The sequence below is a fragment of the Microcoleus asticus IPMA8 genome (assembly GCF_013179805.1).
Classification (GTDB): Bacteria; Cyanobacteriota; Cyanobacteriia; order Cyanobacteriales; family Microcoleaceae; genus Microcoleus; species Microcoleus asticus.
The window spans coordinates 20,088-35,151 of the sequence record NZ_SRRZ01000075.1; the positions used below are offsets into that span (position 1 = coordinate 20,088).

17 protein-coding genes are annotated in these 15,064 nt (G+C 46.3%); 8 read left to right on the plus strand and 9 right to left on the minus strand.

Annotation, left to right across the window (positions count from 1 at the left end):
- Window positions 1–6: 6 nt before the first annotated feature.
- Window positions 7–444, minus strand: coding sequence for a hypothetical protein (locus E5S67_RS19600; RefSeq protein WP_246276877.1), 438 nt, complete (start codon window positions 442–444; stop codon window positions 7–9).
- Window positions 441–575: a hypothetical protein gene (locus tag E5S67_RS34085; protein WP_281363560.1), complete on the minus strand. Its 135-nt coding sequence runs from the start codon at window positions 573–575 to the stop codon at window positions 441–443. The genes E5S67_RS19600 and E5S67_RS34085 overlap by 4 nt, the downstream gene beginning before the upstream one ends.
- Window positions 576–633: 58 nt before the next feature.
- On the opposite strand from E5S67_RS34085, the gene E5S67_RS19605 reads away from it, so the two are divergent.
- Both E5S67_RS19605 and E5S67_RS19610 read left to right on the plus strand, forming a co-directional pair.
- Complete coding sequence (locus tag E5S67_RS19605; protein ID WP_172190087.1) at window positions 634–1,059, plus strand: C6orf136 family protein; 426 nt, start codon at window positions 634–636, stop codon at window positions 1,057–1,059.
- Window positions 1,060–1,224: 165 nt separating this feature from the next.
- Entirely contained in the window at window positions 1,225–1,638 is a 414-nt protein-coding gene (locus E5S67_RS19610; protein ID WP_172190061.1) for a fasciclin domain-containing protein, read from the plus strand.
- 133 nt (window positions 1,639–1,771) lie between these two features.
- Here E5S67_RS19610 and E5S67_RS19615 read toward each other — a convergent pair whose 3' ends face one another.
- Window positions 1,772–3,238 carry a glycoside hydrolase family 13 protein gene (locus E5S67_RS19615; protein WP_172190063.1) on the minus strand — a complete coding sequence of 489 codons (1,467 nt, stop codon included), beginning with the start codon at window positions 3,236–3,238 and terminating at the stop codon, window positions 1,772–1,774.
- A 202-nt stretch (window positions 3,239–3,440) separates the two neighbouring features.
- On the opposite strand from E5S67_RS19615, the gene E5S67_RS19620 reads away from it, so the two are divergent.
- From E5S67_RS19620 to E5S67_RS19630, 4 genes are all read left to right on the plus strand, one after another.
- On the plus strand, window positions 3,441–3,641 hold the full coding sequence (locus E5S67_RS19620; protein WP_172190065.1) for a hypothetical protein: 201 nt from the start codon (window positions 3,441–3,443) through the stop codon (window positions 3,639–3,641).
- 300 nt (window positions 3,642–3,941) lie between these two features.
- Window positions 3,942–5,231, plus strand: a complete 1,290-nt coding sequence (locus E5S67_RS19625) for a glucose-1-phosphate adenylyltransferase (protein ID WP_172190067.1) — start codon at window positions 3,942–3,944, stop codon at window positions 5,229–5,231.
- A 618-nt stretch (window positions 5,232–5,849) separates the two neighbouring features.
- Window positions 5,850–6,026 carry a hypothetical protein gene (locus E5S67_RS32585; protein WP_216670590.1) on the plus strand — a complete coding sequence of 59 codons (177 nt, stop codon included), beginning with the start codon at window positions 5,850–5,852 and terminating at the stop codon, window positions 6,024–6,026.
- Window positions 6,027–6,630: 604 nt separating this feature from the next.
- Window positions 6,631–7,641 (plus strand): DnaJ C-terminal domain-containing protein, encoded by a 1,011-nt coding sequence (locus E5S67_RS19630; protein ID WP_172190069.1) that lies wholly within the window; start codon window positions 6,631–6,633, stop codon window positions 7,639–7,641.
- Window positions 7,642–7,802: 161 nt separating this feature from the next.
- Here the strand turns inward: E5S67_RS19630 and E5S67_RS19635 are convergent, their stop codons facing one another.
- The 5 genes from E5S67_RS19635 to E5S67_RS19655 all read right to left on the minus strand — a co-directional run bounded on the left by E5S67_RS19635 (window position 7,803) and on the right by E5S67_RS19655 (window position 12,412).
- Window positions 7,803–8,078: a DUF1816 domain-containing protein gene (locus tag E5S67_RS19635; RefSeq protein ID WP_172190071.1), complete on the minus strand. Its 276-nt coding sequence runs from the start codon at window positions 8,076–8,078 to the stop codon at window positions 7,803–7,805.
- Window positions 8,079–8,447: 369 nt separating this feature from the next.
- Window positions 8,448–8,738 carry a DUF1816 domain-containing protein gene (locus E5S67_RS19640; RefSeq protein WP_172190073.1) on the minus strand — a complete coding sequence of 97 codons (291 nt, stop codon included), beginning with the start codon at window positions 8,736–8,738 and terminating at the stop codon, window positions 8,448–8,450.
- Between the two features lie 669 nt (window positions 8,739–9,407).
- Window positions 9,408–10,163, minus strand: coding sequence for an LmeA family phospholipid-binding protein (locus E5S67_RS19645; RefSeq protein WP_172190075.1), 756 nt, complete (start codon window positions 10,161–10,163; stop codon window positions 9,408–9,410).
- Window positions 10,164–10,290: 127 nt separating this feature from the next.
- Complete coding sequence (locus E5S67_RS19650; protein ID WP_172190077.1) at window positions 10,291–10,884, minus strand: pentapeptide repeat-containing protein; 594 nt, start codon at window positions 10,882–10,884, stop codon at window positions 10,291–10,293.
- A gap of 115 nt (window positions 10,885–10,999) precedes the next feature.
- Window positions 11,000–12,412 carry a DICT sensory domain-containing protein gene (locus E5S67_RS19655; protein ID WP_172190079.1) on the minus strand — a complete coding sequence of 471 codons (1,413 nt, stop codon included), beginning with the start codon at window positions 12,410–12,412 and terminating at the stop codon, window positions 11,000–11,002.
- Between the two features lie 273 nt (window positions 12,413–12,685).
- Between E5S67_RS19655 and E5S67_RS19660 the strand changes: the two genes are divergently transcribed.
- Both E5S67_RS19660 and E5S67_RS19665 read left to right on the plus strand, forming a co-directional pair.
- Window positions 12,686–13,423, plus strand: a complete 738-nt coding sequence (locus E5S67_RS19660) for an LmeA family phospholipid-binding protein (RefSeq protein WP_172190081.1) — start codon at window positions 12,686–12,688, stop codon at window positions 13,421–13,423.
- 500 nt (window positions 13,424–13,923) lie between these two features.
- Window positions 13,924–14,508, plus strand: a complete 585-nt coding sequence (locus E5S67_RS19665) for a DUF6658 family protein (protein ID WP_172190082.1) — start codon at window positions 13,924–13,926, stop codon at window positions 14,506–14,508.
- Between the two features lie 296 nt (window positions 14,509–14,804).
- On the opposite strand, the gene E5S67_RS19670 is transcribed toward E5S67_RS19665, so the two are convergent.
- Window positions 14,805–15,064, minus strand: a 260-nt coding sequence (locus E5S67_RS19670; protein ID WP_172190083.1) for a transposase, incomplete at its 5' end; no start/stop codon positions are given.

Below are 15,064 nucleotides of genomic sequence, written 5' to 3' on the forward strand. Positions count from 1 at the left end.
CCATTTTTAATTGTCAATCTGTCGCGCCGCGCGCATAGTTTGGGAAAATACGCCTACTAAAAGTGCAAAAGCTTCATCGGGAATTTGTGCTACTGTTTCCCCATCAAAATATTGTTCAAACTGAGTTAAAATCATTTGTGCCCGTTCCAAAGCTGCCGGCTTTGCCGTTAACTGTTCCGTTAACCGCACCCAATGCCGCCGAATTCCAAAAGCTTTCTGTCTTTCTTCGGGAGATTGAGGGCAAACCAAACAAAAATCGCCCACGGGAATCGCCTGCTGAGAGTCAACATCAAAAGCACCCCCAACGGCAGCCCCAGGCCCGGCAAACTCCGCGTGGAAGCGTTTAATCAAAATTAGACCGTTCCGGCGACGGCTATCTACCATCAACAGCTTGCCGCTGTTGATTTCTGCGAGAATGTCAGAGGAGTGGGGGTGTTCTGTCAAATCTGTGCCAAGGTGTCGATGTCGCAAGTCCGGGTCAGCAGAAAAGCCGGCGCGGATAATATCGCTAGAGTTAAAATCAGAACTGGATGAAGTATCAAATCTGCGATACTCCAGCGATCGAGATTATTCATTTAAAGTTATAAATTAATACTGTCACAAGGTGGTAGCGTGAGCGCGCTCAAATATCAAATGCAGGTAGAACAAGCAGTAGACACCCTGAAAGCGGATCTCCCGACGCTTTTTGAAAAAGACATCTCCTACGAGATATACACAAAAGATGTTTATTTTCAAGACCCTGTTAACAAATTTAAAGGAAAAATCAACTATCGCATTATCTTTTGGACTTTGCGATTTCACGGACAGCTATTCTTTCGCGAGATTTACTTCGACCTGCACGGTGTAAGTCAGACTGCCCCTGATACTATTGTGGCAAATTGGACTGTTCGCGGCATCCTGCGGGTTCCCTGGAAAGCTCGGATTTTTTTTAACGGCTACTCTACTTATAAACTGGATGAAGACGGCTTAATTTACGAACATATCGACACCTGGGACAGAGATCCCGGAGAGATTTTAAAGCAGTTTTTCCGCAAGGGGGAGGATGCGAGCCCCGGATAAGTCAAAAAGGTCGATCGGGCCGGACCATCTGGGCCGGCAACCCAAGTAACTTATAATGTCTAAAATGATCATCATCCCTCCGATTCTTTTTCTGCTATTTGTAAAGTGCTAAAATGATTGTCGCCTCTGATTCATTTTCTGCTCTTTGCACTCCCGAAAAACATCATGGCTGATATTGTCGAGACTGCCACCAATGCCGGCTCTTTCAAAACGCTCGTAACTGTTATTGAAGCGGCTGGTTTGTTAGATTTATTGCAAAGTCCGGGCCCTTATACCGTCTTAGCACCAACTGACGAGGCATTTGCCAAAATTCCTACGAACACTATTGCCTCTTGGTTGGAAGACATACCCAAGCTCCAGAAAATTCTGACCTATCACATTCTGTTTGGCGAGGTACTAACTAAGAACTTGCTTGAGTTAAGTTCTGCTGAAACAGTGGAAGGTTCTGTGGTGGGAATTGATACTTCTGATGGCATTAAAGTGAATGATGCTAAAGTTCTCACTTCAGATATTCTTGCCGACAATGGCGTCATTCATATCATTGATGCGGTGCTACTACCAGCAATGGTTGCAGCATAATAAAACTTGTGCTTTTACCTATAAATGTAAGGTGCGCAATGCGCACCTTACGTCTATAATAAATTTAGGATGCGCGGGGAAAATCACCGATAAATGTCGGGTGCGTCCGGAGTACATTACCCTACATTTTAAACTACTTACCCGAACCTAAAATCAACCCCGATCGCGCCGGCAGCATCAATTCTAAATGTCGAGTTTCCCCTTCACCTTTCCAAACAAAATCGCCTTTCCCAAACAGCAACTTATCGTGAGGAGATTTCAAATTAGCTACCTCAAAGCTAATATTAGCTTCTTCTGTCGCGACATTGACAGCAACAACTATTTCTTCATCCCCCAAAATTCTGACAAAAACGTAAACCGTTCCCTCAGCAAACAGAATTTGGTAAGCTCCAGTGCGGAGGGCAGCGTATTTGTGGCGCAAAGCTATCAACTGCTTGTGGTAATCTAAAACATCCAGTTCCCAGCTAGCTTGTAAGGGAAAACCGCGGCGAGAATCGGGATCTAGAGCACCGGGCAAACCAACTTCATCGCCGTAGTAAATGCTAGGAGCTCCGGGAAAAGTTAACAATAGCAAAGTAGCAAGTTCGACGCTAGCTTTATCGCCCCCAGCAATTGAGAGCAACCTAGCTGTATCGTGACTGGCCAACAAGTTAAGTTGAGTTAGCTGTATCGGCCACGGGTACAGTTCCAAAACCTGCTGAATTTTGTCGCCGTACTCTTTAGCAAAAAGTGGCGGATATGGATGGTAAGAACGACCTTCAATTTGAGCTAAATCTACCCTGTCGCCCGCTGCAAAAGCAATAGTTGGCGCAGCAAAAAGATAATTCATCACCCCGTCAAATTGACTGCCGTCGAGCCATTCTCTCGCATCTTCCCAAACTTCGCCGACAATGTAAGCTTCGGGATTAATTGCTTTAACTCGTTCTCGAAATTCCTGCCAAAATCCCGGGGTTTTAATTTCAAAAGGAACGTCCAGCCGCCAGCCGTCGATGCCGAATTTAATCCAATATTCGGCGATTTCCATGATGTATTCTCGCACTTCTGGATTCTCGTGATTGAATTCAGGAAGTGCTCGATTCCCGTCCCAACCGGCATAGTTAGCAGGAAAATTGCCGTCGTAGGCGGATAGCGGCCAGCCTTCAATTTTAAACCAATCCAGCCAAGGAGAATGGGGGCCGTTTTCGAGGATGTCGTGAAAGAAGAAAAATCCCCGGCTGGCGTGGTTGAATACGCCGTCGAGGACAATTTTGATGTTGCGATCGTGAGCGGCGTCTAGAAGCTCTTTAAAAGCGGGATTGCCGCCCAACATCGGATCGACTTGATAGTAGTCGTGGGTATGGTAGCGGTGATTGCTGGCCGACTGAAATATGGGGGTGAAGTAAATTGCGTTAATGCCTAAGTCTTGCAAGTAGTCTAGCTGTTCCATCACGCCCCACAAGTCCCCGCCTTTGTAGCCTTGGAGGGTGGGGATTTCGTGCCATTCTTCCCACATGAAGTTTTGCAGCAGGCGTTTGCGGGGCTGTTTGCTTTTGGCGAAGCGATCGGGGAATATTTGGTAGAATACCGCGTGTTTAACCCAGTCCGGCGTTTGAATTTGCATACACTTTTTTTAGCTTTTAGGGCTTAGGCTACAGTAGCAGAGGTTTCTAGGGGATCTAGCTTTTGGTAGAGAATAGACATTTAATCCAATTTTGTCGATCGACAAATTGTAAAATCTTAGACAAATTTGCAGTCAATCTCAGATTTAAAACTGACTCTACCTAGAAAATTATCGTCCCGGCGGGCGGCGCTTCCTGACTGCTGTGGAATCGGACAAACTCACAGAACAGGAAAGCCAGCAACAAGAACGAGGTCTAACTCAACCAGAACAAGGACGCCAGCGGGCCCAACCAGAGCATCAGCGGGCGCGGTGCGAGACGAGCCTTGAAAAAGAACAACAGCGCGATGAGCCTGGATGGAGAAATTGCCAGAAGGGGGAATTAACCCAAGAAACTTGTAATTAAAAGCCCAAACCCCGAACCTTATTCTTTTGTTAAACTGCCGTTATTTATTGATGGGTATTTTAACTCACAACTCAAAACTCATAACTCCAGTCCCGAACGCACTCCCACTCTCATAAACCGGGTTTTTTAACTCTTATTGAGGGTTTGAAAAAGTATTTGGATTAAACAACCCGGTTTCTGCGTTAGCGACTCGACTCATAACTCATAACTTATAACTTCCTTGCTCCCCCCCCTTGTCAAGAAGCCCTCACCATCCGACACTGTACTTGGAGAGTTCATCGACCCTAGGGAGAAAGTTCCTTGAAAAAAGTCTTAGCAATCATCCTCGGTGGCGGTGTAGGCACCCGCCTTTACCCCCTAACCAAACTGCGAGCCAAACCCGCAGTTCCCCTCGCAGGGAAATATCGCCTCATCGATATTCCTGTCAGCAACTGCATCAACTCGGAAATACTCAAAATCTACGTCCTCACCCAATTCAACTCCGCATCCCTCAACCGCCACATCGCTCGCACCTACCAGTTTACCGGCTTTACCGACGGATTTGCCGAGGTGCTCGCCGCCCAGCAAACTCAGGAAAATCCCAACTGGTTTCAAGGGACAGCCGACGCAGTTCGCCAATATCTCTGGCTGCTAGAAGAGTGGGACGTTGACGAATACTTGATTCTTTCAGGCGACCACCTCTACCGCATGGACTACCAGAAGTTTGTGCACAGACACCGCGAAACCAACGCCGATATCACCCTCTCGGTTTTGCCAATGGACGAGAAGCGAGCCTCGGATTTTGGTTTGATGAAAATCGATGACAGCGGCCGCATTGTTTCTTTCAGCGAAAAGCCAAAAGGCGATGCGCTCAAACAAATGCAGGTGGATACTACTAAACTGGGACTGACAGCGCAGCAGGCTCAGGAAAGTCCTTACATTGCTTCGATGGGGATTTACGTCTTCAAAAAAGAAGTTCTGATTAAACTCCTGAAAGAATCTCCAAACCAAACTGATTTTGGTAAAGAGATTATTCCGAATAATGCAAAAGAACACAACGTTCAAGCTTATTTGTTTGACGATTACTGGGAAGATATCGGAACCATTGAGGCTTTTTACGATGCTAACTTGGCTCTGACAAAACAGCCTCAGCCTCCTTTCAGTTTCTACGATGAAAAGGCGCCGATTTACACTCGCCCGCGTTTCTTGCCGCCGACTAAGCTTTTAGATACTCACGTGACAGAATCGATTATTGCTGAAGGCTGCATTCTCAAACAGTGTCGGATCGACCATTCTGTGCTGGGAGTTCGATCGCGCATTGAAGCTGGATGTACGATTCAAGATACCCTGGTCATGGGTGCTGACTTCTACGAACCAGACGCCGAACGGCATTCTAGTTTAGACAACGGCGGAGTCGCCCTCGGTATCGGTGCAGATACTACAATTCGCCGCGCGATTGTGGATAAAAATGCCCGCATCGGCCACAATGTTCAAATAATTAATAAAGACCGAGTGGAAGAAGCCAACCGCGAAAACCTTGGTTTTTACATCCGCAGCGGCATTATCGTAGTCCTGAAAAATGCCACGATTCCTGATGGAACTATCATTTAGTTATTAGTCATTAGTCATTAGTCGTCAGTCATTAGTTTTTTAAATTAAAATCTGTTACCTGCTTTTCAAGTGACAGATGATAAATAACTAAATTAGTGACAGATAACCAATGACCGATGACTGATGACTGATGACGAAATTAAAATTTTTTATCTTATTATTAATGGAAACCGCTGATTTAGGCTGTCGAAATACTTCGCTTTATTCAAAGCATTGCACATTAATAAGGGATAGTCTCTGTTAGAGCCTGCGGTCATACAGATATGTTCGCTCGCCGGCGTCTGGCGAATTGCTTCTGATTCTTGTATTTGCGATCGTAGCACGACTGACAAATGCGTTGCCCGTTTCTTAGTACAACACAACTCTCGGAACAATCTTTCCAATCGTCGCAGCAGCCGCAAGGCCAACTTAGCAAATAATTCATAATGTTAGCACTCTCGTAGCGTTAAAAGCTTATCGCTCTACTATCCTATCTTAATTTTTTTAAAAGTGTGTGTTCTAGTTAACAGACAGCGGAGAGATTATGTTATATTACTTTGACTTAAATGTATTCAGATAGTAAAAAAATAAGATTGTATAACACCGCTCTGAGGTGAGGGAAAAATATCTCGAAAGATTGTGGAATTACTGCGCGTGTTAGGGTATAAATTCGTGACAATTCAGGCAGCAGATTCGACCAGAGTTGCTGATGAGAACTTTCTAGGATTTGCATGGGGTGAAAAGCTCAGATCGAGAAGTTCGATCGCACCGCGCCACAAAAAAAGTGCGATCGTCCGTGCCAGTCAACCCTCCTAGGCTCGCGCCATCAACAGCAGCAGCTTTCCCCGGTTTCAACCGGGTGGCAGCCTAAAGCTCTCGCGGCCTCCGGAAAGCCCGAAGGCGCACAACTCCTCAAAACTGATCGTGGCAATAGTTTCACCGCCTAAAAGCTCAAAGGCATAGTAACCGCCCGTAGGGTGAGGACGTTCTTAATTGATGAAACCATTGTTTTTCTTGTCCAATGCCGAAAGCATAACAGAGCCGGCTGCTCCGTCTGCCTTCAGCACAAGAGAGCCGAATGCTATAAAATCTCAAACAGCAGCGGAGTGCGGAAATTGCGATCGAACGCCAAGCAACAACCGAACTCGATCGAGTCCAAACCTTTGATAACCTATAATTTGAATGAGATGCCGGGCGTTGCTGGATACAGGTATGAATTCAAGATTTCGCAATTGCTATAAGCCCGCTTGAGGGTGAGTTTTGTAACTTCCGATAAAAGGTGATTCATACCGTGAATCAGCAACGCCAGATGCCGCAGGCACTTTTGCCGCTGGCATCCAGCTAATTCGCCATCCTGCTAATTTGGGATTTATTCTTTCTAACAACTAACAACTAACAACTAATAAAGAGGGATTGCTTAATGGCTGCAACAGATTTTAAAGACTATTACGCTATTTTGGGACTCAACAAAACTGCTAGCTCTGATGAAATTAAAAAAACTTTCCGCAAACTAGCCCGGAAATATCACCCGGACATGAACCCCGGGAACAAAGAAGCCGAAGCTCGTTTTAAAGAAGTAAACGAAGCTTACGAAGTGCTCTCAGACCCTGAAAAACGCAAAAAATACGACCAATACGGTCAATACTGGAAGCAAGCTGCCACAACTCCAGGCGGATGGCCGGGCGGGGGCGCTACGAATGTAGACTTTGGCGGGGTTGACTTCAGCGAGTACGGCAGTTTTGACGAATTTATCAATGCCTTGCTAGGCCGCGCAGGTAGCAGTGCGGGTAGCGGGCGCAACGGCAAGTGGAATTACAGCAACTACCGCACCAGCAGTGGCGGGCCCACCGGTTTTGGCGGATTTGAAGATTTCGCGGGGTACGAAAACCGCACCGCAGGAAGCTCTCTCGACACCGAGGTCGCCATTTCCCTGACTTTGGGGGAAGCATTTCGGGGTACTTCCAAGCGTGTCGCCACAGGCGAAGTTTCGATTCCTGCTGGAGTGAAAACTGGCAGCAAAATTCGGATAAAAGGCAAAGGTCAAGTTGACCCGTACACGAAGCAGCAGGGAGATTTGTACCTAAAATTAGAAGTTTTGCCTCACGCTTTCTTCCAGTTTGAGGGAGAGAATTTAGTCTGCGAAGTGCCGATAACTCCCGACGAAGCGGTGTTGGGAGCTTCAATTGAAGTGCCGGCGCCTGAAGGTCCGATCACTGTAAAATTTCCAGCCGGGATGCGATCGGGTCAGTCTTTGCGCTTGCGGGGCAAAGGATGGCCGAAACCGAAGAAAAACGAGCGGACTGATTTGTTGGTAAAAATTGCGATCGTCCCACCGAAAGAACTCAGCACTGTCGAACGCGAGTGCTACGAGAAAATCCAAGCAAATCGTACTTTTAATCCTCGCAGTAATCTCAATCAGATGGTGCTTTGAAAAAACGTGCATTTCTCGGACGCAAATAATACCATTTCTTCAATATTCCCCAGGGACACAGCATTGTTGTGTCCCTACAGTATGCAAGCGCGATCTCATTAAAAAAAACCCTGTTAACAAGTAAAATTTTCTTCGCCCGTAATTTGCAGTTTCCAACCTTCTTAAGACTCTTCACTAGCTCTTAGCTGAGTAGGTTGGCTACCTTGTTTGATGTTGATGCTAATTTTTTTAGATCCTTTGTTCTCCAGGTCTCGGATGTAGCCGGTCGATCTCTCAGAAGCTTCCTGTCTGCTGTCATAGGGCCCAAAGTAATAGGTACGCTTTGGCGAATCTGTATCAACTTCTACCCACCATTCGTCGCGTCGAGTGCTGCTAGTAGGTTGAGCGAGCAGCCAAAAAGCAGTGAAAAACATACCCAACATAGAGATTTCAAACATATGTACCTCTGGGAAGATTTAAGTAGTTTTTACTGATCTAAATTTATCAATGCAACGGGAGCGATCGGCTCGTCCTCAGTGCTGATTTGATCCCGATAATTTCTGGCAGTTAATGCTGGTTAAACTCTGCATTTTGGTTGAGAAGATGCCGAGTTTTAAGCCACCACTACAAATACAAAGTCCGCAAGGTAAGGACTAGGACAAGACGATGCTTAATATTATTGTTGAGGCTTCACTTAATGAAAAACTCAAACAGAACTCACACACTATTGACGCTCAGAAACCGGGTTGTTTAACCGATATCCCTCGCGATAGACGGAGTATTTTGGTCAAAAAACCCGGTTTCTGGAGTCTGGACTCTCAAAATTCTTAAGCCGCTATCCCCTCTGAGAATTCACCGTCGCAAATCGTGAGTTCCGAAGGCTGACACTGTTTGATGCGGATGCTAACTCTTTTGGCTCCTTCGCTTTCGAGGTCTTCGATGTAGCCTGGAGTATTGCTGGAGGCTTCTTTGTCGGTGTCGAAGGGGCCAAAATAGTAGGTACAGTGAGGCAAATCTGTGACAATTTCTACCCACCATTTCTTGGGGCGGCGGGGGCTGGGTCCACTAAACACGGACAAGACTGCGACGTAGATACAAAATAAATAAAATCCGAGCATTTTTCCTCTTTTGGGGTTATTTATTTTCTCATAGGACTTACGCCCTCGCGATTCTCCTCAACCGGGTTGTTCAACTCCTGGCGATCGCCCTTGACCAGAGTTTAGTCCCTCAAACCCGGTTTATGCGTTTAGGACAATCTAATTTTACCAAGGTAATTTGTGCGATCGCATCAACCTGAGTGCTGATTTTGAGGGGAGAATAGAATCCCAGTGAATCAACTATTTTGCATTTAAATTTAAGCTTGATGGTGGGCTAGGAGTGGCGACCCCACAAGAGTTTAAGTACGCAGTAGTTGATCGATTAAATGCGCGACAGCTTACTTCGGGAAATACGCCGGAATATATAGAATTTCTTGAGCAGATGAGCTATGAAATCAAACTTAAGAACCTTGGCAACACAGGTTTCTGTGTACCCAATTTTTGTGAGACAGGCTATATAGTCTAGGCGATTGCTTCGCGTATAGCTGACAGTGACATATGGCTTAAGAACTTGGCAACACTGGTTTCGGTGTACCCAATTTTTGTGAGACAGCCTATAGCGCGACCTTACGCGAGCAGCGCCACAGCTTATAAGTCGCTAAAATACCAAAACCCGCGCAGGCGGGTTGTGTTGTTAAGCTATAAAATTCCTCAAACAAATCTGATTGGCCCACCTCAGCAGGCTGAGGTTTAGCGCTTGCCTTTGGGGAACTGTTCGATACCAGCCCAACCGTAGAAAACTAGCTCGTCGTTCTGAACTCGGCAGCGGTCAACCCGCAGTTGAGTGCCCTCTAAGGCAAATTTGTCTAAGTCGAGCAAGTTATTTACGTGGGCAATTATAGCTTGACCCAAGTCTACTGCTTGCCCGTCACCGCCGTAAGTAACGCTGACAAATTGGATTTTGCGTCGGTCTTCTACTTGCAATTGAGCTGTAATATCTATGTTGACGGGTTCGCTGGCCTCGCCTACGGTTATTTCGGACTTAAGCCGAATGGATTTGTCGGCTCCGAAGCTGACTTCAGTGTTTTGAAAGTGCAGAGATTGCTCTTGGTACTTCAGCTTCTGGAGTTTTTCAACTACAAAAGGTGTATTGAATGAAGTGGTTAAATCCGATCGAGTTAAGACTACGCGCATATTTGCCTGGGTAGGCTGCCGCAATTTTACTTGACCTGCAAAAATCGCCCCAAAATCAATGGAGAGTGCTTGCAGGTAGAGTTCCATCACTTCTATGCGCAGGCCGTTGTACATCAACATACCTTTGCCAATGAAGTCGAAACCGTCGATGCTTCCCTGCAAGAGTTTGGCTACTGGTTCGACTCGGATGTTGGCTTCGGCCTTTTCAGAACGCTTGAATAAGGCTGCGATCGCAGCTCCTGCTACTTTACTAACAAGGCGATCGCCACTTTGACCTTGAAAGGATGTACTGCTAAACAAAGCTGCTACCATTTATTCGTTTGCTCATCTACAGTCGCCATTATAACCCTATATTAAGAAATGTAAAAATCGCTTGTGCTTATTCACTTCATAAGCAGATCTTGTTTTTTGTCTGTCTTCAAAACAACATTGTTGAAATTTAAAGGCTCAGGGGGGTGCCTTGGAGACAGGCGCGATCGAGCAAGGCTCCATCCCAAACGGTTTGTTCGATCGTGGCGCAAAGTAAATTAGCCCCCGTCAGGTTAGCGCCGCGCAGTACGGCTCCATTCAGGATCGCTTCTTCCAAGTCAGCTCCCGACAAATCAGCGCCCGACAAATTGGCATGGCTCAAATCGGCGGAGTACAAAATTGCCCGAGCCAAATTCGCGCCCCGCAAATCGGCGCCGCGAAAATCGACACCGCTCAAATCCAAATTGCCGATGGATGCTCCCGTCAAAAAAGCACCCCCAAAACTTGCGTCGCGGACTAAAGCGTTAGCGAAGGCAGCTCCCCGCAAATCGGCATTGCGAAAATCTGCGCCTCGCAAGTCAGCGCCGCTCAAGTCAGCGCCCCGAAGGTTGGCTCGCAATACCGCCCGCTGCAAGTTAGCGCCGGCGAGATTAGCTCCACTCAAGTTGGCTTGAGATAAGTCAGCACCGGCGAGATCGGCTCCCGCTAAGTCTTTGCCGGCTAAATCAGTGCCGGCCAACATCAAAATTTTGCCTTTGCGTATGGCTTCGAGGTCATTAGTCATTAGTGAGTTGTCAGTTGTTGGTTGTCAGTTGTTGGTTAACACTCAACAGTCAACAGTCAACAGTCAACAGTCAACACTCAACAGTCAACAGTCAACAGTCAACAGTCGAGTTATTTTATAATGCCGGAGCGGCCGCGGTCGTTCGATCGCCCAAATCCTCCAACCATACATTCGGCAGTTGACTCGGGCGAGTTGGTAACTCCATCAAACCCATTTCTGCCAGCCTGACGACGTTGCTGAGAGTTTCCACCAAAGCCGGATCGAAGCGAATGCCGCACAGTTCCCGGCACTCTTCTAAAGCTTCGCTCAAACTCAAAGCCGGACGATCGCCACGCGGTTGAGTCAATTCTTGAAAATGAGCGACCAACCCCAAAATCCGCGAAGCAACAGGTATTGTTTCGGCTCGCAAACCCTCTGGCCTCCCGCTGCCGTCCCAATATTCGAGTTGGTGCTTGACAATTTCCGCGACAGGTGATAGTTCCGGCATTGCTTGGAGCAGTTGGGAACCAATGAAACTGCGATCGCGCCAAAATGCTAGAGTTGCTTGGTCGAAAGCATCGGGAGTACGATCGAACACCTCATTCGGGGCCGAAATTAAGCCGACTCTAAACAGCAATCCAGCCAGCCGCAGCCTGCGCAACTGCAAAGCCGGCAAATCCAGCAGTTGACCCAAAGTTTCCGACAAAGCCGCCACCTGCAAAGACGCTGTGGGGTTTGCGGTATCGCGTTCGTCTACGCGCTGGGCCATCCGCAGAAAAGCTTGAAGTTTGTTAGCGTTCAAATTCCGGCTGACCCGCAAAGCTTGACCTTCCAATTCCCACAACTCGCGGGTTTGGCGGTTAATTGCCACCATTTGCTGCTGAGAACTTTGCAGGTAAGTGACGATCCGCGATACGACGCCGCTAATGTCTGCCAAGGGCGGGCCTTTAGTTGCCAGGATTTCGTGGTGCATTTCCAGCAAACTGTCGGCCAGGGGCGAGTTGTAATGTCGCGTCTGTTCTATAAAAATTTCTGCAGCAGCCGACACCAAAGACTGGTCAAACGACCACAAACCGTAGAACTTTCGTTCTGTATCTACTTCTGGCTTGCCTTCTGGCAAGTATTCCTGGTCTGAAAGTTCGCGGCAAAGCACCATTGCTTTGTATGTCGGGGCGAGGATGATTAAATTCCATTCTTGGATTAAAGGGTCGCTCTCATCGAGATTTATTAAAGATACATTTTCTAATTGCCCGGTTTTGTGGGTAGCGAAACCGCTGTCGGCTACTGCTGCGATGACAACGCGCCGAGAGGCGTTAGCAATATCTAGGTAGCGATCGGCTTCCTGTAAATACCATTTTCCCTGCTGAAACGCCACCAAAACTAGGGGTTTGAGTTCTATCTTGTCCCCGCCGCTGGTTTGCAAAATGTGGTCTTCTAGGGCGTGACACAGGGCTACTAGGGTGTTTTTGAAGTATACCCCGTAGCTAGAAGGCAGTTTTCCGTCGGGAAGTGTAGCTTGTAGTCTGGCGAGAGTTGATTCTGAATTCATTGCAAAAAGCGGTGCCGGCTGTTATTTATTGTAGCGGGCGATCGAACTTATGGAAAAAACTTTTGGCAAAAATCCGACTTTTTGATTTTTCACCGCTTAGCAACCGAGTCAATGTAGAGTGCGCAATGCGCACTTTACTAATTTTAGCAACTTTGTAGAAACCCTCTGTCTTTGGCTGAGTTTTTTTAAGACCGGAAACCTGCCGAGAGGAAGACGCTAACTCAATTAAGTATTAACTACTATTTTTAAACAATATTATTAGGAATTCTGAGCGTGCTTCAAGAAAATAGGAGTTTAGGGGAACAGGCGATCGACAAAGTAGCCGAGATTGCTATTGCTAGCAAATTAGACGAATCGGAAACTTTGTCTGTCACAGTCAACACCGATGCGGGCCAGCTAGCCCAGGGAGAAGTAGAGGCCGTTGCCGTTGAGGGCAAAGGATTGGTAATGCAACAAGATTTGCGCGTGGAAGAATTGCAAATTCACGTCAAGGATATTGCTGTCAATCCCCTCACCGCTATGTTTGGCAAAATTGAACTGAACGGGCCTGCCTTCGGTGGCGCGCGCGCCGTTTTAACAGAAAGCGATATCAACCGCGCTTTTAATTCCGAATACATCAGCAGGAAACTGAAAAACTTAAAAGTTACTGTTGACGGACAACTGCGGACAATAGACGTTAAAACTATTGAGTGCAAATTGCTAACCGGAAAAATCGCTTTAAATGCTGAGGTATCGGTGCGGGAAACGACCTCCACGGAAAAGATTTATTTCACAGCAAAACCTGAGATCGCAGCGGGCGGTTGGGCAATTTCTCTTCAGGATGTCGAGTATCCCGAAAACAAGGAATTTTCGCCGGAGTTAACTGAAGCTTTAGCGGACAAAGCTGGTGAAGTTTTAAACTTGCGAAATTTTGAACTTGAGGGAATGTCCCTGCGAATTCAGCAGCTAAATGTGGAAGCTGGTTTGCTGACTTTGCAAGCTGAAGCGAAAGTGGAAAAATTCCCAGAATAGCAGTAGCGTTCTGAGGTTATTAGCTAGTAGGGCGCGTCAGTGGATTGGAGATTTTAGAGGTTAGATTTACTCCACAGATGAATCTGGTCTCTTGAACAAGAGTCTAAAATTGTTAGATTTTCACGACCTGAGTCGTTTGCAAGTATGCGTTTGTGGGCGGGGTCAAAAACCGAAAAGCTTGTGACATCTAGCAATTATTGGAACGGACGCACCCGAAAACTATGCTTTGAAACTACCTCCTCCCTTTTCTTCTCTGTCTGGTACGCGAGTTTCTCAACCAAAATTACTCTAGAAACCCGGGAAAAAAGCCGGGTTTCTAGATACCCGCGCGTAAGTCCAACCAAAAATAATCTCTCGAAGGCGATCGCAGTTTTTAAATCCCTCTAAAGTTATAAAAATATCGATAGCAATCCGCAGGAAAATATCACCGCCGTTAGAGGCAGGCATCGGGACTTTATTTTTACTCTTAACAAGTAGTAGTAAAAAATTGGAAAAATTTTGTGAACACTGTAACTGCTTTTTTTAAAAGACTGGGTATCGGTCAATTTTTGACTCAATTTTTGACTGTATTTATGGCAGGTTTGCTGCTGTTTACCAGCACCGCTTGCAATGCGGGCGATGTTCGAGGTGCCCGGCCTGAGAATCCTCCCGTTCAAATGGGAGGAATGAATAACCCTCACAAGGCTGGCGGTGATGGATACACGAATTATAAAACATCCACCGACCCTAAAGTAAATCAGTCGCCTGCTCAAGCAGAAAAGAATCGGGCTGATTTGTCGATTATGGGCGATCGGCTCCTGGCCTCGACTACCGCTGAATCTAATTCCTCAAAGCTGCTCTATCCGGGCTCTGCACCGATGGAAACTGACAAGTTCGACTCCGAACTCGGCGGAGATAAAGCTCTCTTAGAAGCGCCAGACGGACAGCCTGTTAAGGCTCAACCTGTATTCGATCGCACCGATCCCGATGCCAATATTTTAGAGAGAGTAGGTGCAGCCGTTAAGGATGCTTCTGCTTTCCTAAAAGATAGCGCTGAAGATGCCAAGGAAAGCTCGGTTACGAAACTCAATCCGCTGCAAAAATAAGTAACTGGGACTAAAGATCGTGTAGGGGCTGTCTGCAATTAGCCCCTACATAAATAATATTATTTATTAAAACTAGATAAACGCTTTTAGACCTCCTATCTGCTCAACAAAATTTACGAGATTTATGTTTTTTTGATAAAAAATAGCTCAATATCTTTTACATTTCATAAAATTTAAGTTGCGAAGTCGGAAGAATATTTTTGGTAAATTCCGATCGCCCTCGACGATGACATTGCTGAGTTCATCAGTCACATTTCACTTGAGCTACAGCTAGGAGATGGTATAGTGCTAAGCTGCTACGCAGCTAAACCGGATAAAATAGCATTGCCTTTATTTTTGATTTTTCGCTCCCATTTGATAACCATTTCTCCTTCGTTTAATAATCTATGTAGTAATTCTGACAGTTCTTCTACTGACTTAAACAGTCGATGTGCTATATATTCTTTCGCTGAATGCCAGACCAATTCAATCAAATTATAATCTGGGCTGTAAGGTGGCAAAAATTCTAAAATAATATAAGGCATTTCGGCTGATATTTGGCTCAGAATATCTTTCT

What these genes read in the sequence shown, in the direction of transcription:
- E5S67_RS19615 (WP_172190063.1), bottom strand. Translation starts at nt 3,238, where the DNA reads ATGCAAATTCAAACGCCGGACTGGGTTAAACACGCGGTATTCTACCAA.
- E5S67_RS19650 (WP_172190077.1), bottom strand. Translation starts at nt 10,884, where the DNA reads ATGACTAATGACCTCGAAGCCATACGCAAAGGCAAAATTTTGATGTTG.
- E5S67_RS19645 (WP_172190075.1), bottom strand. Translation starts at nt 10,163, where the DNA reads ATGGTAGCAGCTTTGTTTAGCAGTACATCCTTTCAAGGTCAAAGTGGC.
- E5S67_RS19610 (WP_172190061.1), top strand. Translation starts at nt 1,225, where the DNA reads ATGGCTGATATTGTCGAGACTGCCACCAATGCCGGCTCTTTCAAAACG.
- E5S67_RS19655 (WP_172190079.1), bottom strand. Translation starts at nt 12,412, where the DNA reads ATGAATTCAGAATCAACTCTCGCCAGACTACAAGCTACACTTCCCGAC.
- E5S67_RS19605 (WP_172190087.1), top strand. Translation starts at nt 634, where the DNA reads ATGCAGGTAGAACAAGCAGTAGACACCCTGAAAGCGGATCTCCCGACG.
- E5S67_RS19630 (WP_172190069.1), top strand. Translation starts at nt 6,631, where the DNA reads ATGGCTGCAACAGATTTTAAAGACTATTACGCTATTTTGGGACTCAAC.
- E5S67_RS19640 (WP_172190073.1), bottom strand. Translation starts at nt 8,738, where the DNA reads ATGCTCGGATTTTATTTATTTTGTATCTACGTCGCAGTCTTGTCCGTG.
- E5S67_RS19635 (WP_172190071.1), bottom strand. Translation starts at nt 8,078, where the DNA reads ATGTTTGAAATCTCTATGTTGGGTATGTTTTTCACTGCTTTTTGGCTG.
- E5S67_RS34085 (WP_281363560.1), bottom strand. Translation starts at nt 575, where the DNA reads ATGAATAATCTCGATCGCTGGAGTATCGCAGATTTGATACTTCATCCA.